Annotated in this window: 26 protein-coding genes and 3 pseudogenes; 16 read left to right on the forward strand and 13 right to left on the reverse strand. The window is 69.0% G+C overall.

Annotated elements, in window-relative coordinates; genetic code table 11:
- On the reverse strand, window positions 1–242 hold a 242-nt coding region (locus tag IE313_RS35830; RefSeq protein WP_229925173.1), incomplete at its 3' end, for a hypothetical protein.
- 525 nt (window positions 243–767) lie between these two features.
- Here IE313_RS35830 and IE313_RS33680 point away from each other — a divergent pair.
- Entirely contained in the window at window positions 768–1,505 is a 738-nt protein-coding gene (locus IE313_RS33680; protein WP_229925174.1) for an SDR family NAD(P)-dependent oxidoreductase, read from the forward strand.
- 139 nt (window positions 1,506–1,644) lie between these two features.
- On the opposite strand, the gene IE313_RS33685 is transcribed toward IE313_RS33680, so the two are convergent.
- Window positions 1,645–2,304 carry a TetR/AcrR family transcriptional regulator gene (locus IE313_RS33685; protein ID WP_189939044.1) on the reverse strand — a complete coding sequence of 220 codons (660 nt, stop codon included), beginning with the start codon at window positions 2,302–2,304 and terminating at the stop codon, window positions 1,645–1,647.
- A gap of 328 nt (window positions 2,305–2,632) precedes the next feature.
- Between IE313_RS33685 and IE313_RS33690 the strand changes: the two genes are divergently transcribed.
- Complete coding sequence (locus IE313_RS33690) at window positions 2,633–3,574, forward strand: alpha/beta hydrolase (protein ID WP_189939046.1); 942 nt, start codon at window positions 2,633–2,635, stop codon at window positions 3,572–3,574.
- Window positions 3,483–4,268, forward strand: coding sequence for an SDR family NAD(P)-dependent oxidoreductase (locus IE313_RS33695; RefSeq protein ID WP_189939048.1), 786 nt, complete (start codon window positions 3,483–3,485; stop codon window positions 4,266–4,268). The genes IE313_RS33690 and IE313_RS33695 overlap by 92 nt, the downstream gene beginning before the upstream one ends.
- 115 nt (window positions 4,269–4,383) lie before the next feature.
- On the opposite strand, the gene IE313_RS35835 is transcribed toward IE313_RS33695, so the two are convergent.
- Window positions 4,384–4,782: a helix-turn-helix domain-containing protein gene (locus IE313_RS35835; protein ID WP_229925176.1), complete on the reverse strand. Its 399-nt coding sequence runs from the start codon at window positions 4,780–4,782 to the stop codon at window positions 4,384–4,386.
- On the opposite strand from IE313_RS35835, the gene IE313_RS35840 reads away from it, so the two are divergent.
- The 5 genes from IE313_RS35840 (at window position 4,672) to IE313_RS36550 (ending at window position 7,171) form a co-directional block, all read left to right on the forward strand.
- A complete protein-coding gene (locus IE313_RS35840; RefSeq protein WP_229925178.1) occupies window positions 4,672–5,052 on the forward strand; it encodes a hypothetical protein in 381 nt (126 codons plus the stop codon). The genes IE313_RS35835 and IE313_RS35840 overlap by 111 nt on opposite strands.
- Window positions 5,053–5,353: 301 nt before the next feature.
- Window positions 5,354–5,503 carry a hypothetical protein gene (locus IE313_RS33705; RefSeq protein WP_229925175.1) on the forward strand — a complete coding sequence of 50 codons (150 nt, stop codon included), beginning with the start codon at window positions 5,354–5,356 and terminating at the stop codon, window positions 5,501–5,503.
- Between the two features lie 189 nt (window positions 5,504–5,692).
- Window positions 5,693–6,328 carry a UbiD family decarboxylase domain-containing protein gene (locus IE313_RS36280; RefSeq protein WP_308439249.1) on the forward strand — a complete coding sequence of 212 codons (636 nt, stop codon included), beginning with the start codon at window positions 5,693–5,695 and terminating at the stop codon, window positions 6,326–6,328.
- Window positions 6,329–6,401: 73 nt separating this feature from the next.
- Window positions 6,402–7,001 carry a hypothetical protein gene (locus IE313_RS36545; RefSeq protein WP_373317121.1) on the forward strand — a complete coding sequence of 200 codons (600 nt, stop codon included), beginning with the start codon at window positions 6,402–6,404 and terminating at the stop codon, window positions 6,999–7,001.
- Window positions 6,890–7,171: a non-oxidative hydroxyarylic acid decarboxylases subunit D gene (locus IE313_RS36550; protein ID WP_373317122.1), complete on the forward strand. Its 282-nt coding sequence runs from the start codon at window positions 6,890–6,892 to the stop codon at window positions 7,169–7,171. The genes IE313_RS36545 and IE313_RS36550 overlap by 112 nt, the downstream gene beginning before the upstream one ends.
- Here IE313_RS36550 and IE313_RS33715 read toward each other — a convergent pair.
- The 3 genes from IE313_RS33715 to IE313_RS33725 all read right to left on the reverse strand — a co-directional run bounded on the left by IE313_RS33715 (window position 7,131) and on the right by IE313_RS33725 (window position 9,387).
- Window positions 7,131–7,577 (reverse strand): MarR family winged helix-turn-helix transcriptional regulator, encoded by a 447-nt coding sequence (locus IE313_RS33715; RefSeq protein ID WP_189939050.1) that lies wholly within the window; start codon window positions 7,575–7,577, stop codon window positions 7,131–7,133. The genes IE313_RS36550 and IE313_RS33715 overlap by 41 nt on opposite strands.
- 105 nt (window positions 7,578–7,682) lie before the next feature.
- Complete coding sequence (locus IE313_RS33720) at window positions 7,683–8,639, reverse strand: amidohydrolase family protein (RefSeq protein ID WP_189939052.1); 957 nt, start codon at window positions 8,637–8,639, stop codon at window positions 7,683–7,685.
- Between the two features lie 130 nt (window positions 8,640–8,769).
- Window positions 8,770–9,387 (reverse strand): nuclear transport factor 2 family protein, encoded by a 618-nt coding sequence (locus IE313_RS33725; RefSeq protein ID WP_189939054.1) that lies wholly within the window; start codon window positions 9,385–9,387, stop codon window positions 8,770–8,772.
- An 85-nt stretch (window positions 9,388–9,472) separates the two neighbouring features.
- Between IE313_RS33725 and IE313_RS33730 the strand changes: the two genes are divergently transcribed.
- Window positions 9,473–10,657, forward strand: a complete 1,185-nt coding sequence (locus IE313_RS33730; RefSeq protein WP_189939056.1) for an amidohydrolase family protein — start codon at window positions 9,473–9,475, stop codon at window positions 10,655–10,657.
- Between the two features lie 58 nt (window positions 10,658–10,715).
- Here the strand turns inward: IE313_RS33730 and IE313_RS36660 are convergent.
- The 3 genes and pseudogenes from IE313_RS36660 to mdlC form a co-directional block, all read right to left on the reverse strand.
- Window positions 10,716–10,931, reverse strand: a pseudogene (locus tag IE313_RS36660) (transposase); the annotation flags it as partial.
- Window positions 10,932–11,079: 148 nt separating this feature from the next.
- The gene (locus tag IE313_RS33740) at window positions 11,080–12,012 is read right to left on the reverse strand and encodes an alpha/beta hydrolase (protein ID WP_189939058.1); all 933 of its coding nucleotides are present in this window, start codon (window positions 12,010–12,012) and stop codon (window positions 11,080–11,082) included.
- Window positions 12,013–12,388: 376 nt separating this feature from the next.
- Window positions 12,389–13,999: a benzoylformate decarboxylase gene (gene mdlC, locus IE313_RS33745; RefSeq protein WP_189939060.1), complete on the reverse strand. Its 1,611-nt coding sequence runs from the start codon at window positions 13,997–13,999 to the stop codon at window positions 12,389–12,391.
- A gap of 642 nt (window positions 14,000–14,641) precedes the next feature.
- Here mdlC and IE313_RS33750 point away from each other — a divergent pair.
- From IE313_RS33750 to IE313_RS33765, 4 genes are all read left to right on the forward strand, one after another.
- Window positions 14,642–16,087 (forward strand): YhgE/Pip domain-containing protein, encoded by a 1,446-nt coding sequence (locus tag IE313_RS33750; RefSeq protein WP_189939062.1) that lies wholly within the window; start codon window positions 14,642–14,644, stop codon window positions 16,085–16,087.
- A gap of 217 nt (window positions 16,088–16,304) precedes the next feature.
- Window positions 16,305–19,262, forward strand: coding sequence for an FAD-binding and (Fe-S)-binding domain-containing protein (locus IE313_RS33755; protein WP_189939064.1), 2,958 nt, complete (start codon window positions 16,305–16,307; stop codon window positions 19,260–19,262).
- A gap of 86 nt (window positions 19,263–19,348) precedes the next feature.
- Window positions 19,349–20,086 (forward strand): SDR family oxidoreductase, encoded by a 738-nt coding sequence (locus tag IE313_RS33760; RefSeq protein WP_189939065.1) that lies wholly within the window; start codon window positions 19,349–19,351, stop codon window positions 20,084–20,086.
- 81 nt (window positions 20,087–20,167) lie between these two features.
- The gene (locus IE313_RS33765) at window positions 20,168–20,956 is read left to right on the forward strand and encodes an acetoacetate decarboxylase family protein (RefSeq protein ID WP_189939067.1); all 789 of its coding nucleotides are present in this window, start codon (window positions 20,168–20,170) and stop codon (window positions 20,954–20,956) included.
- A gap of 84 nt (window positions 20,957–21,040) precedes the next feature.
- Here the strand turns inward: IE313_RS33765 and IE313_RS36560 are convergent, their stop codons facing one another.
- A complete protein-coding gene (locus IE313_RS36560; RefSeq protein ID WP_373317126.1) occupies window positions 21,041–21,466 on the reverse strand; it encodes a transposase in 426 nt (141 codons plus the stop codon).
- Between the two features lie 467 nt (window positions 21,467–21,933).
- Here IE313_RS36560 and IE313_RS36115 point away from each other — a divergent pair, with 467 nt between their 5' ends.
- Window positions 21,934–22,062, forward strand: coding sequence for a hypothetical protein (locus IE313_RS36115; RefSeq protein ID WP_268256815.1), 129 nt, complete (start codon window positions 21,934–21,936; stop codon window positions 22,060–22,062).
- 324 nt (window positions 22,063–22,386) lie between these two features.
- Here the strand turns inward: IE313_RS36115 and IE313_RS33780 are convergent, their stop codons facing one another.
- Complete coding sequence (locus IE313_RS33780; protein WP_189939071.1) at window positions 22,387–23,058, reverse strand: TetR/AcrR family transcriptional regulator; 672 nt, start codon at window positions 23,056–23,058, stop codon at window positions 22,387–22,389.
- 156 nt (window positions 23,059–23,214) lie between these two features.
- On the opposite strand from IE313_RS33780, the gene IE313_RS33785 reads away from it, so the two are divergent.
- Entirely contained in the window at window positions 23,215–24,189 is a 975-nt protein-coding gene (locus IE313_RS33785) for an aldo/keto reductase family protein (protein ID WP_189939074.1), read from the forward strand.
- 27 nt (window positions 24,190–24,216) lie between these two features.
- Window positions 24,217–25,092, forward strand: a complete 876-nt coding sequence (locus IE313_RS33790; RefSeq protein ID WP_189939076.1) for an SDR family NAD(P)-dependent oxidoreductase — start codon at window positions 24,217–24,219, stop codon at window positions 25,090–25,092.
- 387 nt (window positions 25,093–25,479) lie between these two features.
- On the opposite strand, the pseudogene IE313_RS33795 reads toward IE313_RS33790, so the two are convergent.
- A pseudogene (locus IE313_RS33795) lies at window positions 25,480–25,863 on the reverse strand (cytochrome P450); the annotation flags it as partial.
- A gap of 25 nt (window positions 25,864–25,888) precedes the next feature.
- Window positions 25,889–26,112, reverse strand: a pseudogene (locus IE313_RS33800) (IS5/IS1182 family transposase); the annotation flags it as partial.

The following is a 26,112-nucleotide window of genomic DNA, read 5'->3' on the forward strand; positions in this document are numbered from 1 at the left end:
CCCCGGTCCGTCAGACCGAACGTCACTGCGGGGAGGCCGATCGCGAAGACGAGGGGCCCGCTGGGGCGTGACACCGGTCGATCACCACCTTGGTGTAGTCGGCGCTCGGCGATGCGTCGCTTGACGAAGCGTGTCGTGTCCTGCGGCCGGGAGACCGTCGGGGGCTCGGGATCGTTCCAGCCGATCCGACGCTGCGTCGGGTGACCGCCGGGCGGGATCATCCAGATCGAGGAGGATCGCACGGCCGCGATGTCATTGCGGGCTGCGGCCTCGCGCCGGGTGTCCCGCAGGGAATGCGGGAAGGGGAAGGTGGCGACCTCGGCCGTGACCCCGATCGCCTGGGCGTGACCGGTTTCGGCGTCGCCGTGCGTGTGGCTGTCGATGAGTCCCGGCAGCAGGGTCGAGCCGCGGCCGTCGACACGCTCGACTCCCCGCAGCCGTGTCCTCCCCGACGGCCACGACGCGTCCGTCCGCCATCGCCGTCTGGCTGCCCGAGGTCCGCCTCGCCGTCGAAGCCCCACGCCCCTTCGATGACGCATCGCGCCACGGGTGTCCCTTTGCACCGGATGATGTATACCAACCTGCATATAAGCCCTATATCCGGCGACGCCGCCTACTGGATGCGCCCGGCGGCGGCCCCCATTCGATTATGAGGCATGCCTCAGGTTACAGTGAGGGCAGTGAAGTCGAGGCATGCCTCGACTTCACTGTGGACAACCCTGTCCGCCTCGCCCGCGCCATGCGCCATCCCTGTCAAGGAGAACGCCGTGACCGTCAATACCGCTCTCATCACCGGTTCGACCAGTGGGATCGGCCGCGCGACCGCGCTGCTACTCGGCCGGCGCGGCGTCCGCGTCGTCGTCTCGGGTCGCGACCCCGGCCGCGGCCGGGCGGTGGTCGACGAAATCCGGTCGGCGGGAGGAGAGGCCGACTTCGTCGCCGCCGACCTGCGGGACGCCGAGTCGGCGACCCGGCTCGCCCACGACGCCACGGCGATCACCGGAGCGTCACCCAACATCCTGGTCAACAACGCCGGCGTGGGCGCCATCGCCCCGACCGCCGACTTCCGCGAGGAGGACTTCGACGCCGTCTTCGCCACCAACCTCAAGGGCCCCTTCTTCCTCGTCGCAGCCCTCGCTCCCGCGATGGCCGAACGCGGCGGCGGAGCCATCGTCAACGTCTCCACCATGGCCGCACGCATCGCCCTGCCCGGCCTGTCGGCCTACGGCGCGAGCAAGGCCGCCCTGGAACTGCTGACGAAGAGCTGGGCGGCCGAGTTCGGGCCCGCCGGAGTCCGGGTGAACACCGTCAGCCCGGGCCCCACCCGTACACCCGGCACCGAGGGGATGGGAGACGGGCTCGATCAGCTCGCCGCCGGGGCCCCGCTCGGCATCGTGGCAGATCCGCACGACATCGCGACCGCCATCGCTTTCCTCGTCAGTGACGAGGCGCGTTTCATCACCGGAGCCACGATCGACGTCGACGGCGGTCGCACGGCGGTGTGAGGGGCGAGCCGCTTCACCACCCGGACATCCGGCCCGTCGCCGCGTGGAGCACGCAGCTCGCCGGCGGCGGGCGCCCTCGGTTGCGCAGGGATCCGGCCTGCGACCACCGGCGGGTCGTTGAACCGGTCGCCAGCGGGCCCTATGAACTCAGGCGTGCCATTGCCTGGTAGAGCTGCCCGTCCGTCAGCGGCGGTTCGCCGAGTTCGGCCTCGCCGTGCGGGCGGAACGCGTCGAGCATGAGCAGGAGATGTCGGCGCCAGGCATCCGGCGCGATGCCGGCCGTGGCCTCGATGATGCGGCTGTTCGCCCAGGTCACCGTGATCAGGTCGGCGATCGTGAGGTCGCGCCGGACAGCGCCCGCCTCCCGCGCGCGAACCAGGATGCGCTCCATGACGTCGCAGACACGGTCGTGCATTGCCTCCGTCTCCTCGCAGGCAGGGAAACGCATGGAGACGAAGTCATTGAAGCCCCGGTCGCCCGCCTGCATGCCACACAGGGCCTCCAGGTAGGAGCTGAGCCCGACCCACGGGTCCTCGGCGGCGAGCGCCGCGTCGGCGGCCGCCATGAAGGAGTCGAACTTCTCCTCGAACGCGGCGAGGAGAAGATCCACCCGGGTGGGGAAGTGTCGGTAGAGCGTGCCGATCGCCACACCGGCGCTCCTCGCGACCTGCTCCAGCGAGGCGTCGATACCGCCAGTGGCGAACTCCCGGCGGGCGGCCCCGACGATTCGCTCACGGTTTCGCGCGGCGTCCTTGCGCAGGCGCGGGGCGGACCGCGGATCCGGCCGTTCGGACTTCATACGGCAACGATACAAGGTGAGGGTGGCCTCATCTGCCTGGTGGCGGGCCCCCGCCCTGTCTCCGCAGGTCACTGCCGGTGCCGTAGTCCGGTGGAAGTCCGGCATCCGCACGCGGGGAAGAGAGGCCGAGGGGCGTTGGGCCGCGTGCCGAATGATCCTGGATGGCGTGCCCGGGCGGGGGCGCCGCCAGACCGGCGACATTCGGAGGGGTGACTCATGTTAAATTGCCGCACAACATGAGGGGTAGCTCATTTTTTGCCTTGACCGTGGCGGCCCCTCGTGCGAAGAACGGCCGCAGCGGCGGCCGTCCGACGGAAGGACGAACACCGTGGACATCGATATCGACGTGCGCGCGGCCCTGGAGAGGCTCGCCGCCGGGGCTCCCGCGGAGCCGCCGCCTGTGGGCGACTGGCGGAGCCGACGTGCCGCCATCGACGCCGTGTACGCGGGACTGGAGGCGGGCTCGGATCGCGTTGACGGGGTGGAGACCGCCGATTTCGCCGCGCCTTCGGCCGATGGGCACCAGATCCCCCTGCGGCTGTACCGAGTGGCGGGCCGCTTGCCGACCGCGCTCGTCGTCCACCTCCACGGCGGAGGCATGATCGCGGGCAGCATCGATGGATACGACCAGGTGTGCCGTCGTTACGCGGTGGACGCCGGCGTGGCCGTACTTGCCGTCGCATACCGGCTGGCCCCTGAGTTCCCGTTCCCGACTCCGGTCGAGGACTGCGTGGCGGCCGTCGAGTGGGCGGTGCGCCACGTGGCCGAGGTACACCTCCCCGGCGAACGGGTCGTCCTGATGGGGGATTCCGCGGGAGGGGGGCTCGCGGCGGCCACCGCGCTGGCCTGCCGCGACCGCGGGGTCGGACCCCTGCACGCCCAGGTGCTGATCTATCCGATGCTCGATGACCGTACGTCCGCCGCCGACCCCGCGGTCGAACCGTTCCTGACCTGGACGGCGGCCGACAACGTCACGGGCTGGCAGGCTCTGCTGGGTGACGGATACGGCCATGACGAGCCCTCCGCCCTGGCGTCCGCCGCACGGGCGCGGTCGCTCCGCGACCTCCCCCGGACGTATGTCGAGGTGGGGCAGTTGGACCTCTTCCGGGACGAGAGTATCGCCTACGCGAAAAGGCTGATGGACGACGAGGTGTCCGTGCATCTCGTCGTGCGGCCGGGTGTGGTCCACGGCTACGACCGCTTCGCCCCGGACTCCCGGGCGGCCCGCGCGGCCCACGCCGACCGGGTGGAATTCCTCCGGTCCCTGTGACGGGGGTCTCCTGGCGCCGCTGGGATTCGACGTCGCCGACACTGCGGCGGCGAGCGACGCCGTCCGCACCGCCGAAAAGCACTTCGGCGGGATCGACATCCTGGTCAACAACGCGGGTCACATGCTGACCGGCGCTGTGGAGGAGGTAACCGAGGAGCACACCAGGGCGCAGATGGACGTCAACTTCTTCGGCACGCTGTGGACCACCCGGGCCGTGCTGCCGGGGATGCGGGAGCGTGGCGGTGGACGGATCATGCAGGTCTCGTCGTTCGGCGGCCTGATGGCCTTCCCGACGATGGGCCTCTACCAGGCGTCCAAGCGGGCGCTGGAGGCGATGAGCCAGTCCCTGGCCGCCGAAGACGCGGGCCACGGTATCCACGTCACGCTGATCGAACCGCTCATGTTTCCCACCGGCCTTGCCGCCGCCTCTCCCCGGTCCCGCCAGGACCCGGCCTACGCGCCCGTGCGTGAGGCACTCGAAGCCGGCATGCGCAGCAGCGACTTCCGTCCCGGCGACCCGGCCGCGACGGCGGCCGCGCTCCTGGCACTCGCCGACACGCCCGAACCGCCTCTGCGGGTGCTCTTCGGTGCCGGTGGCCTGCCGGTTCTGCGCGCGGAGTACGAAGACCGCCTTGCAGCTCTGGAGGAGTGGGACCACCTCTCCCGCCTCGCACAGGGAAGTCGCGCCGCCTGAGCCGAGGGGCGGACGCGCTGGTGCGGGTCGGGACCGGCCTGGCCCGCATCTCGGCATGCCAGGCGGTCGGCCTGGCTGCCACCGCGGCAGGCGACCGCGCGGCCCGCTGGTGGACTCAGGACCCTGTACCCCGCTCGGAGGCGCGGAAGGCCGCTGGTGTCCGGCCGGCGCGCTGCCGGAAGAACTTGGTGAATACCGTGGCGCTCGGGAATCCGAGTCGTTCGCCGATGGCACTGGCGGCCAGCTCGGTGTGGACCAGGAGGCGCCTGGCTTCCAGCAGTACGCGCTCGTCGATAGACGTTTGGCCCCGGCCCCGGTGGCCGCCTGCGTGGCCCGGGTGAGGGTGCGAACGCTGTAGCGGAGGCTCGTGGCATAGTCCTCCACCCGGTGGTTTCGGGTGTAGTTGTCCTCCGCCGCCTGCCGGCAGGCGGCGGAAGACGTCGTTGCCCGCTCCGACGCCGTTGCCGGGGCGGTACAGATGGACCAGGCGCAGGACGAGCAGGTGCCGCAGCACCTCGGTGTGCACGTCAAGGGAAAGGCCGGCGAGCCCCCGGTATTCCCGCTCCAGAAGCTCCAGGACCCTGCTCAGGGTGTCCCCGACGGTCTCATCGGGCGCCAGCAGGCCCTGCGGCTCGCTGTCGGGGGCCTCGACGGAGGTGGCCAGGAAACCGGGATGGAAGAGGATGACCGCACCTTCGACGGCGGTGAGGTCGGAGCGGTACTGGTGGATCTGTCCGGGCCGGGCCCACAGCCAGGCGCAATTCGCCCACCTGGTGCTCGGTGAAATCCAGGGCGTAGCGCAGGACGCCGGCCCTTACGGCGATCAATCCGTGGAAGGACGCCCGCACCGGGGAGTACGGGTCGACCCCGTGGCTCGCGGCGCGCGCCGTCAGCCCGGTGAAGTCGAGCACCTACAGCCCCGGTGGAGCACCGGCGGTCGTCCTGTAGGGGATGTCCGTGACATCAGGCTGACCGTTTTTGTTCATAGCCTGTACTCGATGTACTGACCGAGTCGGCGACGGGCGCCGCGTTCGGCATCCGCTTGCTGGAGTGCCTGCGTCTGCTGCGTGGTGATAGTGCCGCTGATGCCCGACTTCTACAACCATCCGCGATCGGTTGACGACGTCGTCGACCACATCACCACCCGGATCCTCGACCAGCTTGACCTACCCGCGCCCGCCGCCGAGCGATGGGCCGGGCTGCGCGCCGCCCGTGGACTCAGTCACACCCTCTGATCCGCCCCACCAACGCCCCACACCAAGGAATCGCCATGCCCGAGCCGGACATCGCCGCCGCCAGCGCAGCACCCCGGATGGGTGATATCGCCCCTGCCCTGTACTTCGAGAACGTCAGGGGCTTCACCGACGCCCGCATCGCGATGAACGTGCACGGCTTCCTGGGCCAACCACGCGCTGGCGCTGGGCATGCCGAAGGAAACGCGTACGAAGGAGCAGGTCGCCGAATTCGTACGCCGCTGGGCCGACTTCCCTGTTCCGCCCGAGTGGCGTGCGGGCCCGCCCTGGGCCGAGAGCGGGCTGGAGGGCGATGACGCCGACATCTTCCAGGTGCTCCCGCTGATACGCCTCAACGAGGGCGACGGCGGCCTCTACATCGACAAGGACGCGGTCGTCTCCCGGGACCCGGACGACCCGGACGACCCGGACAGCACCGGGAAACAGAACGTCGGCATCTACCGCACCCAGGTCAAGGGCAGGCGCAAGCTCGCCATCCAGCCGGGCGCGGTGCACGACATCGCCCACCACCTGCGCAAGGCCGAGGAGACGGGCGAGGACCTGCTCGTGGCCATCGCGCTCGGCAACGACCCCGTCATCCCCATCGTCGCCGCCACCCCGATGGCGTACGACGGGGGCGAAGTCGTCATCGAGGGCTTCATCGAGGCACGCAAGCGCGAACTAGAGGGGCTCTTCGGCGAGTTCACCGGCCATTGCTCCGGTGGGCGCCGGATGCCCGTCATCCGCGTCGACAGGATCTCGCACCGCACCGGTCTTCGAGCATCTCCATCTGGCTCGGGATGCCGTGGACCAAGATCGACTATCTGATGGCCGCCCACACCTGTGTTCCTATCCACCAGCAGATGAAGAGGGACTTCCCGAAGTGCAGGCGGTCAACGCAATGTACACCCACGGACTCCTCGTCATCGTCTCCACGAAGCAGCGGTACGGCGGATTCGCCAGGTCGGTCGGCACCCGGGTGCCGACCACACCGCACGGCCTGGGATATGCGGCCACCGTCATCGTCGTCGACGAGGATGTCGACCCCTTCAACCTGAACCAGGTGATGTGGGCCCTGTCCACCAAGATGAACCCGGCCCACGACCTGATTCACCTTCCCAACATGCCGGTGATGCCGCTGGCTCCGCAGACCAGCACCCCGGGCGTCCTCGACGCGCTGGTCATCGACGCCACAACCCCCGTCGAACGCGACCGTCGCCCCAACCACAGCGACCAGGTGCGCGACCTGCCCGAGACGGGCGAATGGCGCACCAGGCTCCAGCGGCTTGCCGCCGCCCGCTGCCCCGAAAGGACCTCCCGACCTGGCCGCCCCCACGATCTGCCCCCGCTGCGCCTGGGAAACCGTCGAGAAACCTGTTCGCCTCGTCGATGCCCGGTGCGTGGGACGTCCTCCAGTGCCAACGGTGCCTGTACACGTGGCGGACCAGCGAACCGGCACGCCGCACCCAACGTGAACACTTCCCGCAGGAGTGCCGCATGACCGCCGAGGACATGGAGAATGCCCCGGAAATCCCCACCGCCCCCGCTCCTGACACCGGTACGCCGCTGCCCGCCCGACGCCGTCCCCCGCCGCCGAACTCCGTCTTCCGTCTGCGGGGGACTCTCGCCCTCAGTCGCGCGACTCCCCGTCGGTGCCGGCGACATGCGTGAGGTACCTGTTCAGGGCGTGCACCTCGGACGAGTCCAGGCCGGAGAGGGCCAGCTCCATGACGTCCGCCACCGCGTTGTCCGCAGAGTCGACCAGCCGTGCACCGTCCTGGGTGATCCGGTGGATGATCGCCTTTCCCACGCCCGGACGGCGCTCCACCAGTCCCCGCTGCTCCAGGCGGGCGACGACCGCGCCAGCCGCCTGGTCCGACTGGCCGGTCATCAGTGCCAGGGCATGGGTCGAGGAGTCCGGGGCCGTGGCGACCGCGTGGAGGATGCCCCACTGCGGCAGGGTCAGGCGCAACTCCGCGAGCCGGGTCTCGCAGGCCAGTTGCTTGCGCAGTTGGGCACGCCGCAGGAGGATCGCGATCCCGACGGCTGTCGAACGATCAGGACGCTGGTCCCCCATGGAGCTACTCCGTATTCGCGCGGCCACGTTGCCTCCGCACTCTATCGTCGCTGCCGGGGCGGACGGCTGGGGACCTGCGGCGGCGCGACGCGGCTACGGCGGCGCTCATGCGCTGTCGCCGTCCAGCAGGGCGCGCGCGTTGCGGGTCGTCCGCTCGCGCCAGGGGCCCGGGTACTGCGTGGTCCATGCCGCGTCCAGGCGGTCGAGTGCGGCGAGGACGGCCTCGAGCCGGGTCCAGGCGTAGTCGCTGCCGTACAGGAGGTGCTCCGGCGAGGAGACGGCGGCGAGCGCGGCGAGCTGGGTGGCGTCGGGAGTGCCGGCCAGGTCGTAGTAGAAGCTGCGCAGGTCCTCCGTCACGGTGGTGCGCTCTGGTGGTTCGCCCGCGATCGAGCGGAACAGTTCGACCCGCTCGGCGAGCAGGGGCAGCACTCCTCCCGCGTGCGGCACGATCAGCCGGAGACCGGGAAAGCGCTGAACGCCCCCGCTGAGCACGTAGTCCACCACGGCCCGGGCTGTGTCGAAGAGGAACTCGACCATGGGGCGGGGGCGCCCGACGGCCAGGGATTCGTGCCCCTGGCAGGAAGTCGGGTGCAGCAGTACGACGGCCTTCCGGCGGCTCAGTTCCCGCAACACGTCGTCGAAGGCCGGGTCCGCGAAGTACCGACCACCGGCATTGGTGAGCAGCACCACGCCGCTCACCGGCAGGTGGTCGTAGGCGTGGGAGATCTCGTCCAGTGCCGCCTCGGTGTCGGGCAGCGGCAGGCAGGCGAGCAGACCGAACCGGTCGGGGTGGTCCCGAACGGCCTCCGCCGCTGCCTCGTTGGCCTCGCGGGCGACCCTGCGGCCTTCACCACCCAGGGCGGGGCCCGGCGAGGACAGCGAGAGCAGCGACCGGGAGATGCCGGCGCGGTCCATCAGCTCAAGGTGCTGCGCCGGACTCCACAGCGGCCAGTACTCCTCCGGCATCCCATCGGGCCGACGGTGGCCGGCGGCTTTCGCCGCCGCCGTGTAACGGGGCGTGGTGAAGTGGGCGTGCACGTCGATGATGCCGTTGTCGGGCATGTGGATCACTCCAGTCTTGGGTGGTCCGGGACAGGGACTGCCCCGGGATGATGAGGGTGCGGCGGCCGAGCCACATCGCAGAGCGTGGGCCGGCTGGCGGGCTGGACGGCCGGGCGGTCCGCCAGCGGGATCAGCCGACGGATGAAGCGGCCAGGCCGGCCCAGGCACGCGCTTCCTGCCGCAGTGCGGCGACCTCAGCGGGCCGGTCGGTGCCGGGGCGATCACCGGGAACGGTGTATCCGCGGCTAGTCATCCAGACGGTGAGCATGCGGTAAGAGGCGCGGGCGCCGGACAGGTCGTCAGGGCGAAGGTCCACGTGGTCGCCGGGGACGGCGGGCGTCATGGTGTCCCGGTCGAACACGGCGACCGTTCGCAGGTACCGCCAGCGCCCGCCGGTCCGTACGGCCCGGTGCAGGGTCAGGGTGTGGGAGACGAGGTCGATCTGCGTGCCCCGGAAGTGGCCGCGGAACTCGAAGGTCATGGGGGCTTCCAGCACCGCGCGGTCGTCGCGCGCGTCGATGACAGGCTGCCCCAGTTGGTGGCGGGACGGCGTCGTGTCGTGCATGTCCCTCGACAGGCGCACGTACTCTTCCGCGGCCCTGTCGAACCAGTTGGACCGGATGGTGGCCCCGGGCGCGTAGCACTCGGCCAGCTCCGTCCAGAGCCCGAGGTCGCGGGCCTGGCGTTCGTAGACGACCAGGCTCTGCAACCGCATCCGTTCGATTTCGACGTGTCCGGTGTCCCGCATGGTCTCCCGCTCTCTGCCGCCGTGGTTCCACCCCCGCCCGTATACTTGTTAATATACACTGGTTGGTATACGAGAGGAGTTCGTGATGCACTTCGTGATCGAGTCGGTACGCGTCTTTGACGGTGAGAAGGCTCTGGGGCTGTGCGACGTCGAGGTGAACGACGGGACGGTCGTGGCCCTGGGCAGCGACGTGGACCCACAGGCAGACCGGGTGGACGGTCACGGCGCGACGCTGCTGCCGGGGCTCATCGACACCCATACCCACTCCGACCTGGAGGCGCTGCGCCAGGCGCTGGTGTTCGGCGTCACCACCGAACTCGACCTGTTCTCCTTCCCCGAGACCATGAAGGAGGTGCGGCGGGAAGCCGCCATCCGCACGGACGTGGCGGATGTCCGGTCGGCCTCGGTCGGGATGACCGCGCCCGGCGGCCACCCCACCCAGCTGCGAGGGAACCAGAACGACCCCGACCTGCCCACGGTGGGGCGCCCCGAGGACGCCGCCCGGTTCGTCGACGAACGGATCGCGGAGGGCGCGGACTACATCAAGGTCCTCATCGAGACAGGGAAGACCCTCGGCAAGGACGTACCGGTGGTCGACATACGGGTCGTCGAAGCCGCCGTCGAGGCCGCCCACGCACGGGGGAAGCTCGTCATCGCCCACGCGCTGACCATCGAGGCCACCCGTCAGGCTCTGACCGCCGGCGTGGACGGCTTCGCGCACCTGTTCGTCGACGGCCCCCACACCCCGGAGCTCGTCGCCGAGATCGCCGCCGCCGGCGTGTTCTTCATCCCCACCCTGAGCACGCTGGCGTCACTCACCAGCCAGCACCTCGGCGCCGCCCTGGCCGACGATCCCCGCGTGGCGGGCAAACTCCCGCCGGCCTGGGACGAGAACCTGCGCGGCGACTTCAACACCTACCGCACCGGTGACTTCAACGCGGCCGTCGCGTCGGTCGACGCGCTGCGGCAGGCGGGGGTGCCGGTCCTCGCCGGGACCGACGCATCGCACCTGGGAGCCCCGGGCATGGCCCACGGAGTCAGCCTCCACGGCGAACTGAAACTGCTCGTGCGCGCGGGCTTCGCACCCCAGGACGCCCTGCGCGCGGCGACGAGCCTCGCTGCCGACACCTTCGGCCTGAACGACCGCGGCAGGATCGTCCCCGGCGCCCGCGCCGACCTGTTGCTGGTCGACGGCGACCCCCTCACCTCCATCGACGACACCCTGAATGTCAAGGCCGTGTGGCGCGGCGGGGTGCGCGTGACCCGCTGACGAAGCCGGTGACCGCGCCCGCAAGGCCGTGTTCACCCCGGCGCCGCCCCGGGAGGCTGCGGTTGAGACGGTGTCGGTTGGTCAGCCCGGACGAGGCAGGGATCGGCGAAACGCCGGCGAAGGAGGCGAAGGCCGCTTCCGAGCGGAATCGTCCCCGGTGAGACCATCTGACCAAGATTTGGGCGGCGGTGATCGGTCCGACTCCGAGCAAGCCGAGAAGCTCAGGGGCCTGCTGCCGGACCAGGGCGAGGATCTCGTTCCCCGGATTGCGTGCCGGCGCGCCGATCCCTCTCCCCGGCGAGGCGCTCGGTCGAATGCAGTCCCTGGCCCGGCTCCTTCATACGGAGTCTTAAGCGGGTGACAGGGCCGCGGGGCGGGTCGGTGGGCGGAGCCCCCGAGCCCGCAGACTCGGGGGCAGGCCGTCACAGGGACCGGAGGAAGGCCACCCGGTCGGTATGGGCTGCCTGGGCCGCCCGGGAGTCGGGTGCCACCCGGTCATAGCCGTGGACCACGCCGGGACGCACGACGAGGTGCACGGGGACTTCGTCCTGCATCAGTCGCGTTGCGTACACGACGGACTCGTCCAGGAACAGGTCCAGTTGTCCCACCTCGATGTACGTCCTCGGCAGACCGCGAAGTGACCGGACTCGGGCGGGCACCGCGTTCGCGGGAATCTCATCGGTGCCGTAGGCGTCGCCCAGCAGCGCCTGCCAGCCCGTGATGTTGTCGTCCGGTGTCCAGGTCAGGAACGGTGCGACGGCGGAAGTCGCGGAGGCCGTGCGGTCGTCGAGCATCGGGTAGACGAGCAACTGTGCCGCGAGCGACCCGATCCCCCGGTCGCGGCAGGCCACCGCGGTTGCCGCCGCCAGTCCGCCTCCCGCGGAGTCTCCCATCAAGGCGACCGGCCCGCCGGGAAGGTTCATTTGGGCCACGTGCCGCAGCGCCCACTCGACGGCGGCCACGCAGTCCTCCAGCGGGGCCGGGAACGGGGACTCGGGAGCCAGCCGGTAATCAACGGCAAGCACGGCCACGCCGGCGTCCACGGCATAGCGGCGGCACACCTGGTCGTATACGTCCACGCTGCCGGCGATCATGCCTCCTCCGTGGAGGTAGACGAGGAGCGCGGTGGGCAGGGAGCTCGGTACCCGGTACAAGCGCACGGGCACCTGGTGCCCGTCGGCCGACGACACGGTGAGATCAGCGGTATCCACCCCGTCGACACGGACCGAGGCAGCCTCCAGTTCCCGGTAGGTGGCGTTCATGGCGTCACGCCGGCTCTTCCACTCGCCCACGGGAAGCGGCTTGCGGAGAGCCATAGCGGCCAGGGCCGCGCCCACCTCGGGGTCGATGTCCACGATGTCTGTCCTTCCGTCAGCGGATCGCTCGTGCGACCGCTTCGTCCATCCGATGACCTGCGGCGCCCCGAGGAAGCCGGGGAGCACCGCGATGCTTCGCCCGGTTCCGTCACCCCGGGATGAGCCGCCTCCGTCTTCCGCTCGTACCGGGCCGCAGCTCTGTGATGACGCAACCCTCACCTTGTGATCGTTGCCGTATGGACCCCACACGGCAGGACCCGCCGCCGGCCCCGCGCCTGCGTAGGACGCCGCACTCAACGGCGGGCGTGTCGTCGCGCCCGGCCGGAGGCCGGCGCACGGCTCTGACCGGAGGGTCTGTCTGCGAGCGAGCCCTCCTGGGGCGGAGTGCGTCAGCCGTACACCGCCTTAGGGCTGCTCAGAGAACGGCTTTCTGCGGGTGGGTGGACACCACGATGACCGTGGGCGAGCCGGACTCCAGGGCCGCTGTGAACTCCTTCTCCAGGGTTTCGGCCGTCGCGACGTCGACGGCCTTGCAGCCGAAGCCCCTGGCTACGGCGGCGATGTCCAGGTCGGGCAGGTCCAAACCCGGTACGCCGGGAGTCTTCTCCAGTTCGGCGAAGGACTTTAGAACGGAGTACTCGCCGTTGCGCAGGACGACGTACACGATGGGCAGGTCGTGCTGGGCCGCGGTCCAGATGCCTTGGACGGAGTATTGGAAGGAGCCGTCCCCGATGATCCCAATGACCGGGCGGGTGACGCCGCGGTCCCTGTCGCCCAGGGCGACACCGACGGCGGCCGGTGCGGCCCAGCCGATGCCGCCGCTGGCGGTGGCGAAGAACGACATGGGCTCGGTGGTGGGGAGCCACGCGTACTGCTGAGCGATGGTGGACGTGGACTCGTTGACGATGACCGCGTCGTCGGGCCGGATCGTGCTGAGTGTCGCGAAGGCCTCGTCCGGGAAGAGCCGGTCACCCGACGAGGCGGCAGGTACCTGCGGGCGGCTCAGGGGCTCCGGCAGGGGACGGTCCGAACCGCCACCCACCATGTCCACCAGAAGTTCGATGGCCAATCTGGTGTCGCTGAGGAGACTGTCTCCGGCCCGGGCCACCGCAGCGGTCGACGGGTCAGCGGTGATCTGCAGCAGTTCCGTGCCTGCCGGAAGGACCGGGCCGGGCACGTAGGGGTAGTAGCGGAACACCTCGGCCCCGGCGACCAGCACGAGGTCGTGGCCGGCGAGCCGGTTTCCCACACCCTTCAGGGACATGCCCAGCGGTCCCTGGTAAAGCGGGTGGTTCTCCGGAAACGAGACGCGGTTGCCGAGCGGGGCTCCATAAACCGAGGCCCGCAGTTTCTCCGCCAGGGCGATTGCGGCGTGCCACCCTCCGGCCTGGTCCACCTCCGGGCCGAAGACCACCGCGGGGCGCCTGCTCGCGGTGAGGCGGTCGGCGAACGTTCGCAGGCGCTCGGCGTCTGGCGCGACGGCGGAGCTGACCTGCCGCACCACGGCTGGTCCTTCGAGGGGCCGATTCCAGTCGTCCATCGGGATGGAGAGGAAGACAGGCCCGGCCGGAGGCTGCAGTGCCATGGCGTAGGCGCGCATGAACGCCTGCGGGACGTCCTCCGCGCGGGCCGGCTCGTACGACCACTTCACCCACGGCTTCGGCAGGGTGGTCGCTTCGCGACTCGCCAGGAAGGGCTCGCCGATGAGCATTTCCCGGTGCTGCTGACCGGCCGTCACGATGAGAGGCGTGTGAGAGTGGTAGGCCGACACCAGGCTGCCGAGGCTGTTGCCCAGGCCGGCCGAAGAGTGGACGTTCACCAGCGCCGGCCGGCCGGTGGTCTGCGCGAAGGCGTCCGCCATCGCGACGACCGACGCCTCTTGGAGGGCGAGTACGTAGGTGAAGTCGCTCGGGAAGTCTCTCAGAAAGGGCTGCTCGGTCGATCCGGGGTTCCCGAAAACCGTTGTGAGGCCCAGTGACCGCAACAGGTCGAAGGTGACGTCATGGACTGTGGACAGTTCGCTCATTCTTCTGGTCATCTCCTGAATCGGGGCGCATCGACGCTCGGGGCGGCGCACCCGCGTCGAGGCAACTGGAACCGGACACGGTGGGTGAGGCCGACCATCACTGGACGGCTTCGGGCAGGTGGCTGGGGCGGGGGTCTCGAACGCTGGACGGCCGCGACCGCCGGTTCCGTGTTGGGAAAATGCCGGCGGACCACATATCGACCCTTCTCATACCGGAGAAGAACCGCAATTTCTCACGCCTCTACGCAGAGGAGAAGCATGCCGGAGAGCACCTGAAGACTGCACTGTCACCGATGTTCTGAATGGCCACAATGCAGCATTGTCGCGCGCTGCCGAGAATGTGCACCCCTCTCCGTGCCGCGTGGTGTCGCCAAAGCTCGCCAGGGCTGCACGTACGCTTCGCGTCGTATTGCGACCTGCGGTGGAGAAGCGCCGCAGAGGCCTGGAGTCGCCGTCAGGATGATCGGTTGACATGGGCGCCGGCGGAGTGGGACTGTTCTTTTAGGCATCAATGACTCGCGCCGCGAATTTGCGAAGAACCAACCGCCCGAAGATTTTGGCAGATGAATCAGCGGGCCAGAATCCAGGGAATATGGTGATCCCTGGCTCGCGACGCGAGCATTTGAAAGGCACATCTGTTCAATGAACCCTGAAGATTCTGGTGCCCCGCACACCACCGCACGCAGGTTGCTCGGCAGTCCGAGACTGTGGGTGTTCCCTGTCCTCGTCATGGTCGTCGTCAGCGCGGTGCTCACGTTCGCCTATCTCGGGGGCGTCGTCGACCCGGTGGGCAACCTGCGCCACTTTCCGCTGGCCGTCGTCGACCAGGACCGGCCGGTGGTGGAGGCGGGCCCGCAGCTCGCACTGGGGCGAAGCGTCGAGCAGGGGATCATCTCAGCCTCTGGCTCCGATGATCGCGTCGCCTGGCATGCCGTCTCCCTGAAGCGGGCCGAAGAGCTGATGAACCAGGACAAGATCTACGCCACCCTGGTCATCCCCGCCGACTTCAGCCGCAGCGCCCTGGCTCTCGCGGCCCCCGGCGCCCCCGTCGGCTCCGCACGGCAGGCGACGCTCGTCCTGCGAACGAATCCGCGCTCCGGCAGCGTGGCGACCTCGCTGGCCCAGTCGATCGCGCAGCAGGTCCAGCAGACCGTCTCCCGGCAGGTCTCCGGGGTGCTCGCGGAGCTCGCCCCGAAGCCGTCCACCACGGCCGAGGCCGTGCTCCTCGCAAACCCGGTCGTCCTCCAGACCACCGCGTTCCGTCCGCTCGGCGACCACTCCGGGTTCGGCCTCGCCGGCTTCTACCTGAGCCTCCTACTGGTCCTCGGCGCGTACCTGGGCGCCGGAGTCATCAGCAACGGGGTCGACTCCGCGCTCGGCTACCAGGCGTCGGAGCGCGGACGGCGCTGGACCGCGCGCCTTCCGGTCTCCATCAACCGCACGCAGACACTGTTGGCCAAGATCACGATGTCCGTCGTCCTCGCGGTGGTCACCGCGACGGTCGTCCTGGTGGCCGCCACCTTCGGACTGCACATGGACACCAGCCACTTGTGGCAGTTGTGGGTCTACGCCGTCTGCGCGTCGGCCGCGATCGGCATCGGCACCCAGGCGATCCTCTCGATCTTCGGGAGCCTGGGCCAACTGATCGGCATGATCTTCTTCGTGGCGCTGGCCGTGCCGTCCTCCGGGGGCAGCTTTCCGCTGGAGGCCGTCCCACGCCCGTACTACGCCCTCTCCGCCTTCGAACCCATGCGGCAGATCAACGACGGTGTGCGCGCCCTGCTCTACTTCGACGCCCGCGGCGACGCCGGCCTCACCCGCGGCTGGACCATGATCGCTCTCGGCGCGGCCCTCGGTCTGCTCCTCGCCTTCCTGGTCGCGGTCATCCGGGACCGGCACGGTTACCAGCGCCTCACCCACCGCCAACTGTCCTGGATTCACCGAGCCGCCACTACGACACCCCGGCCAACGACAGGGTCGGAGACCCTGGACGCCCGGCCGAGCCAGGAGCCTTCCCCCCCGTCCGGTCCGGACGACCCGAACACCCCCGACGGCCGCGGCCGACCGCCCCTGCACCGGCGCGTGTAGTGGCGTAGGCCGCCCAACCCGGCACCGTCTGCCCGCTCAGCCGCTCGCCGAGGCCCCGCGACATCCGGCGAGCCGCTCTGCCGGGCAGCGCCGGCGCTGCCCGGCAGCCCACCCCCGCTGGCTGTGGGCTGCCTCACGGCTCACCGCCCGACCGGATCCGGCTCCTCGCCGAGATGTCCCGGCCCCGCGTGTCCGCTGATTCCAGTGAAAGGACGTCATGATCCTTGACCCCAAGCCGGAAGCCTTGCGTCCTCATACCTCCGGCGGTCCCGACCCGGACCGCGTCGACGAATCCCGAGCGCAGGGCACCCCGGAACCCTTGCGCCAACAACTCTGCGCCTTGCTGGGCGAGGACAAGGTCCTGCACAAGATCTCCGACCTGGTCCGGTTCGCTTCCGACGCGAGTCCGTATCGCTTCGTCCCGCAGGCCGTGGTGCTGGCCGACGGCATCGAGGACATCTCCGACGTCTTCGGCTTCGCCCATGCCCACGGCCGCAACATCGTCTTCCGGGCCGGCGGCACCTCGCTCAACGGCCAGGCTCAGGCCGAGGACATCATGGTGGAGGTACGCCGCCACTGGACCGGCGTGGAGATGCTTCCCGACAGCGCCCGGGCCCGCATCCGGCCCGGCACCACGATCGCCCGGATCAACGCGACCATCTCCCGGCACGGCCGTGTGATGGGCCCCGACCCCGCCAGTTCCATCGCCGCCACCCTCGGCGGCACCATCGCCAACAACGCCTCCGGCATGACCGCGGGCACCACCCGCAACTGCTACCGGACCATGGCGTCCGTGACCGTCGTGCTGCCCTCCGGCACCATCATCGACACCGGCCACCCCCAGGCCAACGAACACCTCCGGGCGGCCGAACCGGAGATCTACCAGGGTCTCCTCGACATCAAGGCGGAGATCGAGAGTGATCCGTCGCTCGTCGACCTCATCACCACCAAATACACCATCAAGAACACCAACGGCTACCGGCTCGATTCCTTCCTCGACGCCGACACCCCGGCGCAGATCCTGCGCGGTCTGATGGTCGGCTCCGAGGGCACTCTCGGCTTCATAGCCGAAGCCGTCTTCGACACCCTCCCACTGGAACGCCGAACCTCCACCGCCCTCCTGTTCTTCCCTGACCTGCAAACGGCCGCCGCCGCCGTTCCCGCCTTCAACGACGCGGGCGCGCGTGCTGTCGAACTCATGGACGGCAACACTCTGCGAGCCTGCGCTGTCGTCGAGGGCGTTCCGGACGACTGGGCAACCCTGCCCAAGGACACCACCTCGCTTCTCGTGGAATTCCGCTCCGCCGACGAGGAGACCCAACTCGCACAGGAGCGCGCGGCGGAGGAGGTCCTCGCCGGACTGCCCCTGGTGCGGCCCGTGCCGTCGGTCACCAACCTCTTCACCCGCGACGCCCGGACCATCCACATGTACTGGAGGGCCCGCGAGGCCTTCGCGGCCGCCGTCGGCAAAGCCCGTGCCCCCGGCACCACACTCATCAGTGAGGATTTCGCGGTCCCTCCCCACCGGCTCGCCGAAGCCTGCGCCGACCTCCTCGCGCTCCAGGCACAACACGGCTTCGATGCCGCCGTCTCCGGCCATGCCGCTCACGGCAACCTGCACTTCGGGCTCGCCTTCGACTCGGCCGACCCGGCCGAAGTCGACCGCTATGCGGCGTTCATGAACGACTTCTGCACCATGACGGTCCAGCGCTACAACGGCTCCCTCAAGGCCGAACACGCCACAGGACGCAACATCACCCCGTTCCTCGAACTGGAATGGGGTGCCGTGGCCACCGACCTGATGTGGCGCATCAAGGCACTCATCGACCCCAAGGGGATCCTCGCGCCGCGCGTGATCCTCAACAAGGACCCCCGGGCCCACCTGCACGGCCTGAAGTCCATCCCCAGTATCGAACCGGTCGCCGACTCCTGCATCGAGTGCGGCTTCTGCGAACCGGTCTGCCCCAGCCACGACCTCACCACGTCCCCGCGCCAACGCATCGTGCTGCGCCGCGAGATGATGCGCCAGGACCCCAACGGCTCCGCCGTTCTCGACAGCCTCGTCGACTCCTACGGCTACGACGCCGTCGACACCTGTGCGGGCGACTCGACCTGCGCCATCGCCTGTCCCGTAGGTATCGACACCGGCGCGTACATGAAGGATTTCCGCCACCAGCGGCACTCCGCGCGCGAGGAGCGGGTGGCCGAGATCACCGCGGATCGCTTCGCGCTGCTGGAATCGGGCGCCCGTCTCGCCCTCATCGCCGGATCCCATCTGCCCGACAGCCTGCTCACCGGCGTAACCCGCGCCGCCCGCAAGGTCATACGGCCCGACCTGGTGCCGGAATGGCTGCCCGGAACTCCGACCGGCGCGGGCAGGACCCTGCCCAGGACAGACCGCGTGGGCGCGGCGGCCGTCTACTACACGGCCTGTGTGAACCGCATCTTCGCCGGGCCCGACAAGCACGAGATGTCTGTCGCCGAGGCCGTCGTCGAGGTCTCCCGGCGTGCCGGTCTGCCCGTCTGGCTCCCCGATGACATGGCCGGCTCCTGTTGCGCCACGATCTGGCATTCCAAGGGCTACGTCGACGGCAACACCCTTATGGGCAATCGCATCATCGAACGCGCCTGGGAGTGGACCGACCATGGCCGCCTGCCCCTGGTCGTCGACGCCTCCTCGTGCACGCTCGGCATCGCCAAGGAGATCGTGCCGTACCTCACCGAGGAGAACCTGGAGCGGCACCGGCAGCTGACCGTCATCGACTCCATCGTGTGGGCCTCCGACCACCTGCTGCCGGCCCTGTCGGTCACCAGCAGGATCGGATCGGCCGTCATCCACCCGACCTGCTCGATGCGACACCTCGGCGTCGTCGACAACCTCCGCGAGGTCGCCGAAGCGTGTGCCGACGGCGTCACCCTGCCGGTCTGGGCCGAGTGCTGTGGCTTCGCCGGCGACCGGGGCATGCTCCACAAGGAGCTCCCCCAGGCCGCCTCCGCCCATGAGGCCGCCGAGGTCCTGGAGCGCGACTACGACAGTTACGTGTCGGCCAACCGCACCTGTGAGGTCGGCATGGAGTACACCACCGGTAAGCCGTTCCACTCCGTGCTGATCGACCTGGAGAGGGCGACCCGCGAGATTCCCGCCCCCGCCGCCCCACCACCACCGGCCTCGTAGCCAGACCGCGGGCTCACGAGGTCTCCGGGGACGGCCGGACATCTCACCTTCACCGGTATACGAGCGATTCATGGATGGAGTGTTTGATGGACCTGGAACTGGACGGTCGGGTGTACATCGTGACCGGGGGCAGCCGGGGTCTGGGGCTCGCCGCCGCACAGGCACTCACAGCCGAGGGAGCACGCGTCGTCCTGACCGGGCTTAGCGAGACGGTGTCGGACGCCGCCTCGGCCCTCGGAGGTGACGAGCGGGCCGTGGGAGTCGTGGCGGACAACTCCGACCAGGACGCGGCGCAGCGGGTGGTGGATGCCGCCTTGAGCCGATTCGGGCGCCTGGACGGAATCCTCATCAGCGTCGGCGGGCCTCCCATCGGCACGGCCATGGACGTGACGGACGCGTCATGGAGAGACGCTTTCGAATCGACCTTCCTGGGAGCCATCCGGATGGCGCGAGTGGCAGCAAAGGCCATGGACGGCGGCGGATCCATCACCTTCGTCCTCTCCTCGTCGGTACGCGAGCCCATTCCCGGGCTTGCGATCTCCAACGGCCTGCGCCCGGGGCTCGCGATGGTCGCCAAGATGCTGACCGACGAACTGGGGCCGTCAGGCATCCGGGTCAACGGATTGCTGCCTGCCCACGTCTCCACGGAACGCGCCCGGGCACTGGCTTCCCTGACTGGCGGGGCCACTCCCCGGAACGCATTGGCACGGGCCGGGGAACCGATGGAATTCGGAAAGGCGGCAGCCTTCCTGATGTCCCCGGCAGTGCCCTACCTGACCGGCGTCATGCTCCCCGTCGACGGTGGGGAACTGCGCGTTCTCTGACGTCGGACAACCAGACACGTGCGGCGCGTTCCACCGCGCAGCTCGGCAGTCACGTGAAGTACCTACAGAAGGAGAAGAACCATGTTGAACGGCTACAGTGTTCCGCTGTCACCCAAAGGTCAGGCGAACCTCGTCCCCAGGCCCCCGTGGCACTACGCCGGGGATGTCACGGGAGTGGAGTTCTGGGCGGATCCCGAGGCGATCTCCGCGCTACTTCCCGCAGGACTGACGCCTGACACGGAAGCCGGCGGCCGCGCGGTGGGACTCTTCTACGACTGGCAGTTCTCCGCGTCGGACGACGAGTACCTGAATCCCGCGCGCAGTCAGTACCGCGAGTTCCTGATCCAGGTCGACGCACTCTGGAACGGCACCCCCGTCGCCTATTGCCCCTACATCTACGTCGACAACGACTCAGCCATGGCCCGCGGCTGGATCCAGGGCTACCCCAAGAAGCTCGCCGCGGTGCACCAGACCCGTGTCTTCGGTGTGGATAGTCTCGCCGCGCCGCAGCTGGCTCCCGGCGGCCGTTTCGGTGCCACCGTGTCGAGCGTGGGGCAGCGGCTGGTCGAGGCGAGGGTGACCTTGGAGCAGCCGGCCGAAACGGTTCCGAACTTCGGCACGCGTCCCGGTGTGAACATGCGCTACTTCCCCTCGCTGACCGCGGGGTCCTGGGACAAGCCAGCCGTCAACGAGCTGGTCGTTTCCGTCTTCGACGACCTGAAGGTGGGCAACATCTGGCTGGGCCAGGGCGAGTTGGCTCTCCTGCCGGCCGAGGGCGAGGAACTGGCCGACATCGCCCCGCTGCGCACCGGCGCCGGCTTCCACTTCTCGATGTCGTACACGGTCAACGACCTCAGGACCCACCTGTAGGCACCTGTCCGCCGCGCGGCTGGACTGCCACGCGGCGGGCGCCCCAACGGGCTGGACGGTGGCGACATCCTCTTGCCGAGGGCGTCAAGTCCCTTCTCTCCTGGTTCTGTGGTCGCTCGTTCGAGGTGTTGATCGTCGTAGGGGACCTTCTTGCCACGGTCGGTCGGATCGGGTCCCGTCAGTTGCCCCCTTCGAGTGCCCGAACGCCAACGGAGGCGATCGCGCACCGCGACCGGTCCACCTGGTCGGCGGACCCGGTTCGTTGAGGCTCTCACGGTGGTGTCGGGCCCAGACACGGGCCAGGGACCACCGGGCGAAGCGGCAGTAGACCGTGGGCCAGGCCGGGTCGCGGCGACTGCCGCCACGTGCAGACCGTGCCCGTACGAAACTTCCACACGATCCCTTGAGCACCCTGCGGTCATCCAGCCGCTTGCGCCCACGCAACGACACGGGCAGCAGCGGCCGAATGAACTCCCACTCGGCATCGGACAGCTCATGGCGACGTAGCACCCGACCATGAGCCAATAAACCAAGATCATTTGACGACAGGCCCTACGTAGTCAGCCACTCACGCACAGCGGGGAACCTCAGCCCGATCGTCCCAAGCACCTGTCCTACTCGCCGAGGCAGACATCCTCGCCGGGGGAGTGGCGGCCGGGCTCGTGTCTCCCGTTCCACATCACACTCGTTCCACTGCGACATCTCATACGCGCCATGACCACCACAGATCTCCTGCCCCCCAGCGCCCGGATGTCGGTGGGCGACGCGACATCGCCGTGTTGATCACCACCTTCAACGGGATGCTGGACCGGCTGTGAGCCGAACAAAGAGGGCCGTTGCCCCCAGAGGCCGGCATGGCTGTTACCCCCTGTCGAAGAGGTGACAATGCCATTGCTACTTGAGATGTTGACGGGTTGATCGGGTGCGCTGATCTCCTGTCTGGAGCGACTGGGGGTGCTGGCCGCCTCGTCGTCGCCTTGGTTGCCACCCACGCGCTGCTCGGACACGAGACGCGGGCCCTTCACGCGACGCGCCTCGACCTTTCCCCCGGCGCCCTCGAAGTGGTGCACGGGCTGCTGCGGCACACCCTGCATCTGGAAGAGTAGACCCACCAACTCGCCGCTGACTGGATGGATAACCGCCATCAGCGGTGACCCATTTCGACCAACTCCCACTTGCTGGTCGGCCGGAAGAGCCCGGTCAACCCCGAGCATCCGGCAGTGAGCATGGGTCTTCTGGGCGGTGCTCTTCCCCGAGGGCTGACGCTGAGCGGGCTGCGCCAGGTCCGCATCCTCAAGAAGGCATCCGAGAACGCCGACCACTCAGACTGATGGGCCTGTTCGGCATCACAGAACAGACCACCATGCGCTACGTCACCGCGGCCCATCCCGAGCGCGCCGCGAAGTTGCCGCGCTGAACACAGCAGCATGTCAGGGTTGTGTGGACCTTCCAAGTCTGGAGATGAAGTCTTCGGTGTTCAGCGCTGTGCCGGGCAGGGGAGCGGGGGCGTCGGCACGCAGGCCGTGGAGCAGGATCGGGAGGAAGCGGCGCCACAGGTGCGCATCGACGTCGCCGAACCGCTCGATGAGGTGCCCCATCAGTGACATCAGCACGCCGATGTCGGTCGCGGTGATGTCGGACCGGACGACCTGCTGTTCTCGCGCTCGCTCAAGCAAGGTGTCGATGCAGTTTTCGATGCGCGTGTGCACGTCGTCGACAGGGGGCGCGGTGTCCGGGGCATCGCGCAGGACTCTCCCGAGGGCGCGTTTGGCGGCCTGGGGTTCGAGTACGGCGTCGAAGAGCGCTGCCAGACCCGCCGCAGCGTCATCGAGCTGTGCGGCACGGTCGGCTGCGTCGAGCATATCGGTGACGGACTCGGCGAGTACGGCCTGAGCGAGGGCGTATTTGTTGGGGAAGTGCCGGTAGGCGGTGCCGACACCCACGCCGGCGTGCCGGGCCACGTCGTCGAGCGTAGGCGTGAGGCCGTTCGCGTCGAAGAGTTCGCGCCCCGCCGCGATGAGGGCGTCGCGGTTGCGTGCCGCGTCCCTGCGGCGCGGGCGCACCGTCCGGGCGCCCGCGTTGACGTTCTTGTTCACTGCCATCCCTTTCCTCGCCCCGCCGCCATCATAGCCGCAAAATGGAGATGCGTCTCCGATTCTGTTACTTTGAAGGAGGCGCGGAGATGCATCTCCGCATTGCTGTTGCGTGGTCGCCCGCAACGTGCGGCAACACACCGGGAAACGAGAGGGTGCCTCCGCATGTCCATTGATCGCATCATCTTCGGGAGCATGACCCTCGGATATCGAGGCCGCGGCGCCCGCGTCAGGGACGCCCGCATCGCGCAGCAGATGCTCGACACCTTCCGCCAGCACGGTCACCGAGAGGTCGACACCTGTTACGTATACGGCGACGGGTCCTGCGAGCAGCTGCTCGGTGATCTCTACGCCGGCGAGGACTTCGAGATTGCGGTGCGCTACGACCCCATCGCCACACCAGGCGGACACGAACCGCAGATGCTGCGGTCCTCCCTGCGTGCCAGTCTCGAACGACTCAACACCGACCGAGCCGCTCTGCTGTATCTGAACGTGCGCGGCAATGACACCCCCTGGGACGACACCCTCCGCGCGGTCCACGAGCTGCACGAAGAGGGACTGTTCGCTGAGCTCGGCCTGAGCAACCTCAGCCCTGCCGATGTCGAGGAGACCCTGGCCCTCACCGAGCGCCATGACTGGATCCGCCCCACCGTCTACCAAGGGCTGTACAACGCCATCTCCCGCACCGCCGAGACCAATCTGCTACCCCTGCTGCATGAGCGCGGTCTTCGCTTCCACGCCTACAACCCGCTCGCCGGCGGCGCCTTCGCCCCCTCCTTCGGCAACGACACGGCCATAACCGAAGGATCACGCTTCGACCCGCAGCACGCCCAGGGCGCCCAATACCGGCAGCGCTACTGGACCGAGCCCTACCTGCGCGCCATGCACGAACTACGCAGCAACTGCATGGAAAGCGCCATTTCACCCATCGATGCCGCCCTGCGCTGGCTGGTCCACCACTCCCGGCTCGACGGCACTCACGGCGACGGCATCATCCTCGGCGCCTCCCGCCCCGAACACCTCGCCCAGAACCTCGGCGCCGTCCACGACGGTCCACTTCCCACCTCCGTTCTCGACGCCATAGACAACGCAAGCGAGATCACCCGGCCGACCTGGCCGCCCATGTACCCCACCCTCTGACCCCACCGCCAAGTAAGGAAGAGCACCATGACGACCCCGAACACCCTCCGAACCTGGTTCCTCACCGGCGCATCCCGAGGACTGGGCGCTCAATGGGCCGACGCCATCCTGGCTCACGGCGACCGCCTCGTGGCCGCCGCCAGGACCACGGACGCCCTGCAGCCGCTCGTCGACCGCTACGGCGACCGAGTCCTTCCCCTCGGGCTCGACGTCACCGACGACGGGGCCGTCCACGACGCGGTCCACCACGCCGAGCAGCACTTCGGCGCCATCGACATCCTGGTCAACAACGCCGGGCAGATGGTGATCGGGGCCGTGGAAGAGGTCACCGACGACCTGGCGCGGTCGCAGATGGACGTGAACTTCTTCGGCGCCCTCTCCGCCACCCGAGCAGTACTGCCCGCCATGCGCCAACGACGCAGCGGCCGCATTATTCAGGTGTCGTCGTTCGGCGGCGTGGTCGCCAACCCGACCCTGGGTATCTACCAAGCCTCCAAGTGGGCCCTCGAAGCCGTGAGCCAGTCGCTGGCAGCCGAGGTGGCCGAGTACAACATCCACGTCACGCTCGTCGAACCCCTCACCTTCCCCACCGGCCTGTCCACTACGAATCGCCAGCCCGCCCAGGATCCCGCCTACGACCACGCCCGCCAGGCCCTATTCGCCGGCTTCACCGGTACCGATATCGCCCCCGGCGATCCCGCTGCCACGGCGAATGCCCTCCTCGCGCTTGCGGACGCCCCTGAGCCCCCACTGCGCGTCCTGTTTGGCACCGGCGGCCTCGGCCTTTTGCGCCAGGAATACGCCGCCCGCCTCGCTCTCTGGGAGAAGGGGGAGCATCTCGCCCGGATGGCCCAAGGCGACGCCGGACGACAAGGGGGGACGCCGACACCGATTACAGCATGAGCCCCCCTGAACACGCGCTCCGAAGCACCAAGACCGGCGAAGGGCGCGCGGGTTAGCGCGATCCGCAGCCAGGATTCCTCGAACCCGCGCTTTCCCCGGCATCGGGACGAATCTTCAGCGGAACCCACGGGCGTGCTGAGGGACCACCTCCGGCACGGCCCGAGCTCGCAGCCCAGGCGAATGCATCTGCCGTCCGGACGGACGGTGTAGCCCCCGTCCGGCAGCGCCGCGATGCCGCGTCGGGACGGTGATCCCGGAACCATCGGGCAAGTGGCGCCCTGCCAGGCCCGGCTTCCCGTGCGGAGGCCAGGATCTCTTCCGCGGGTGACGGCCGAGAAGGGCGAGCGGCATGGCGTCCTCCCGTGCTTCCGGAGAGGCCCTGTGGGATCAGATCCTCGAGCCGGTCGCCGACATGGCGTTGGCGAGGTGCATCGTGGGCGTGGCCTGTACGGCGGGTTGCTTGTCGGCGAAGTCCAAGTCGACGCTCGCGGCCAGTTCCGCGATCACGATGGCCAGGGCGAGCATGGAGAAGTGGGTGCCCACGCAGTTCCTGATGCCGAGACCGAAGGGGAAATAGGAGTTGCGCACGATGTCCGTCTTCCGCTCCGACGACCAGCGGAGCGGATCGAATACCAACGGATCCGCGAAATACCGCGGGTTGCGCTGGGTCACCCATGCGCTCGCCGTGAGCAGCGTGCCCTTCTCGAGGTGCTCCCCGCAGATCTCGCGGTCCTCGAGCGCGGGTCGGTGGTAGAACGGGATCGACGGATAGAGGCGTAGTGAGCCTTTTCCATCTTCAGGCTGAGCTGGTCAGATGCGGGGTGAGGACAGCCTGAACAAGGCTCGTGATGCGGATGGTCGAGCAGCGGAGCTTGCGGAGAAGCCGCCAGACACGGGGGTGGCGACGGTCTGCTCGACCAGGCGGATCTTCGCGTGGGACCGGTTGACGGCCTGCTGACCTGTGGACAGCGTCTCCCACCTGCCGCGGTAGGGAACACGGACCGTGCCTCCGGCTCCTTG

Source organism: Streptomyces sulfonofaciens (genome assembly GCF_014656295.1).
Taxonomy (GTDB): domain Bacteria; phylum Actinomycetota; class Actinomycetes; order Streptomycetales; family Streptomycetaceae; genus Streptomyces; species Streptomyces sulfonofaciens.

Coding starts and splice junctions, on each gene's coding strand:
- IE313_RS33685 (WP_189939044.1), bottom strand. CDS start 2,304: ATGAAGTCCGAACGGCCGGATCCGCGGTCCGCCCCGCGCCTGCGCAAG.
- IE313_RS33705 (WP_229925175.1), top strand. CDS start 5,354: ATGCCCGACTTCTACAACCATCCGCGATCGGTTGACGACGTCGTCGAC.
- IE313_RS36280 (WP_308439249.1), top strand. CDS start 5,693: ATGCCGAAGGAAACGCGTACGAAGGAGCAGGTCGCCGAATTCGTACGC.
- IE313_RS36545 (WP_373317121.1), top strand. CDS start 6,402: ATGTACACCCACGGACTCCTCGTCATCGTCTCCACGAAGCAGCGGTAC.
- IE313_RS36550 (WP_373317122.1), top strand. CDS start 6,890: ATGCCCGGTGCGTGGGACGTCCTCCAGTGCCAACGGTGCCTGTACACG.
- IE313_RS33715 (WP_189939050.1), bottom strand. CDS start 7,577: ATGGGGGACCAGCGTCCTGATCGTTCGACAGCCGTCGGGATCGCGATC.
- IE313_RS33720 (WP_189939052.1), bottom strand. CDS start 8,639: ATGCCCGACAACGGCATCATCGACGTGCACGCCCACTTCACCACGCCC.
- IE313_RS33725 (WP_189939054.1), bottom strand. CDS start 9,387: ATGCGGGACACCGGACACGTCGAAATCGAACGGATGCGGTTGCAGAGC.
- IE313_RS33730 (WP_189939056.1), top strand. CDS start 9,473: ATGCACTTCGTGATCGAGTCGGTACGCGTCTTTGACGGTGAGAAGGCT.
- mdlC (WP_189939060.1), bottom strand. CDS start 13,999: ATGAGCGAACTGTCCACAGTCCATGACGTCACCTTCGACCTGTTGCGG.
- IE313_RS33750 (WP_189939062.1), top strand. CDS start 14,642: ATGAACCCTGAAGATTCTGGTGCCCCGCACACCACCGCACGCAGGTTG.
- IE313_RS33755 (WP_189939064.1), top strand. CDS start 16,305: ATGATCCTTGACCCCAAGCCGGAAGCCTTGCGTCCTCATACCTCCGGC.
- IE313_RS33760 (WP_189939065.1), top strand. CDS start 19,349: ATGGACCTGGAACTGGACGGTCGGGTGTACATCGTGACCGGGGGCAGC.
- IE313_RS33765 (WP_189939067.1), top strand. CDS start 20,168: ATGTTGAACGGCTACAGTGTTCCGCTGTCACCCAAAGGTCAGGCGAAC.
- IE313_RS33780 (WP_189939071.1), bottom strand. CDS start 23,058: ATGGCAGTGAACAAGAACGTCAACGCGGGCGCCCGGACGGTGCGCCCG.
- IE313_RS33785 (WP_189939074.1), top strand. CDS start 23,215: ATGTCCATTGATCGCATCATCTTCGGGAGCATGACCCTCGGATATCGA.
- IE313_RS33790 (WP_189939076.1), top strand. CDS start 24,217: ATGACGACCCCGAACACCCTCCGAACCTGGTTCCTCACCGGCGCATCC.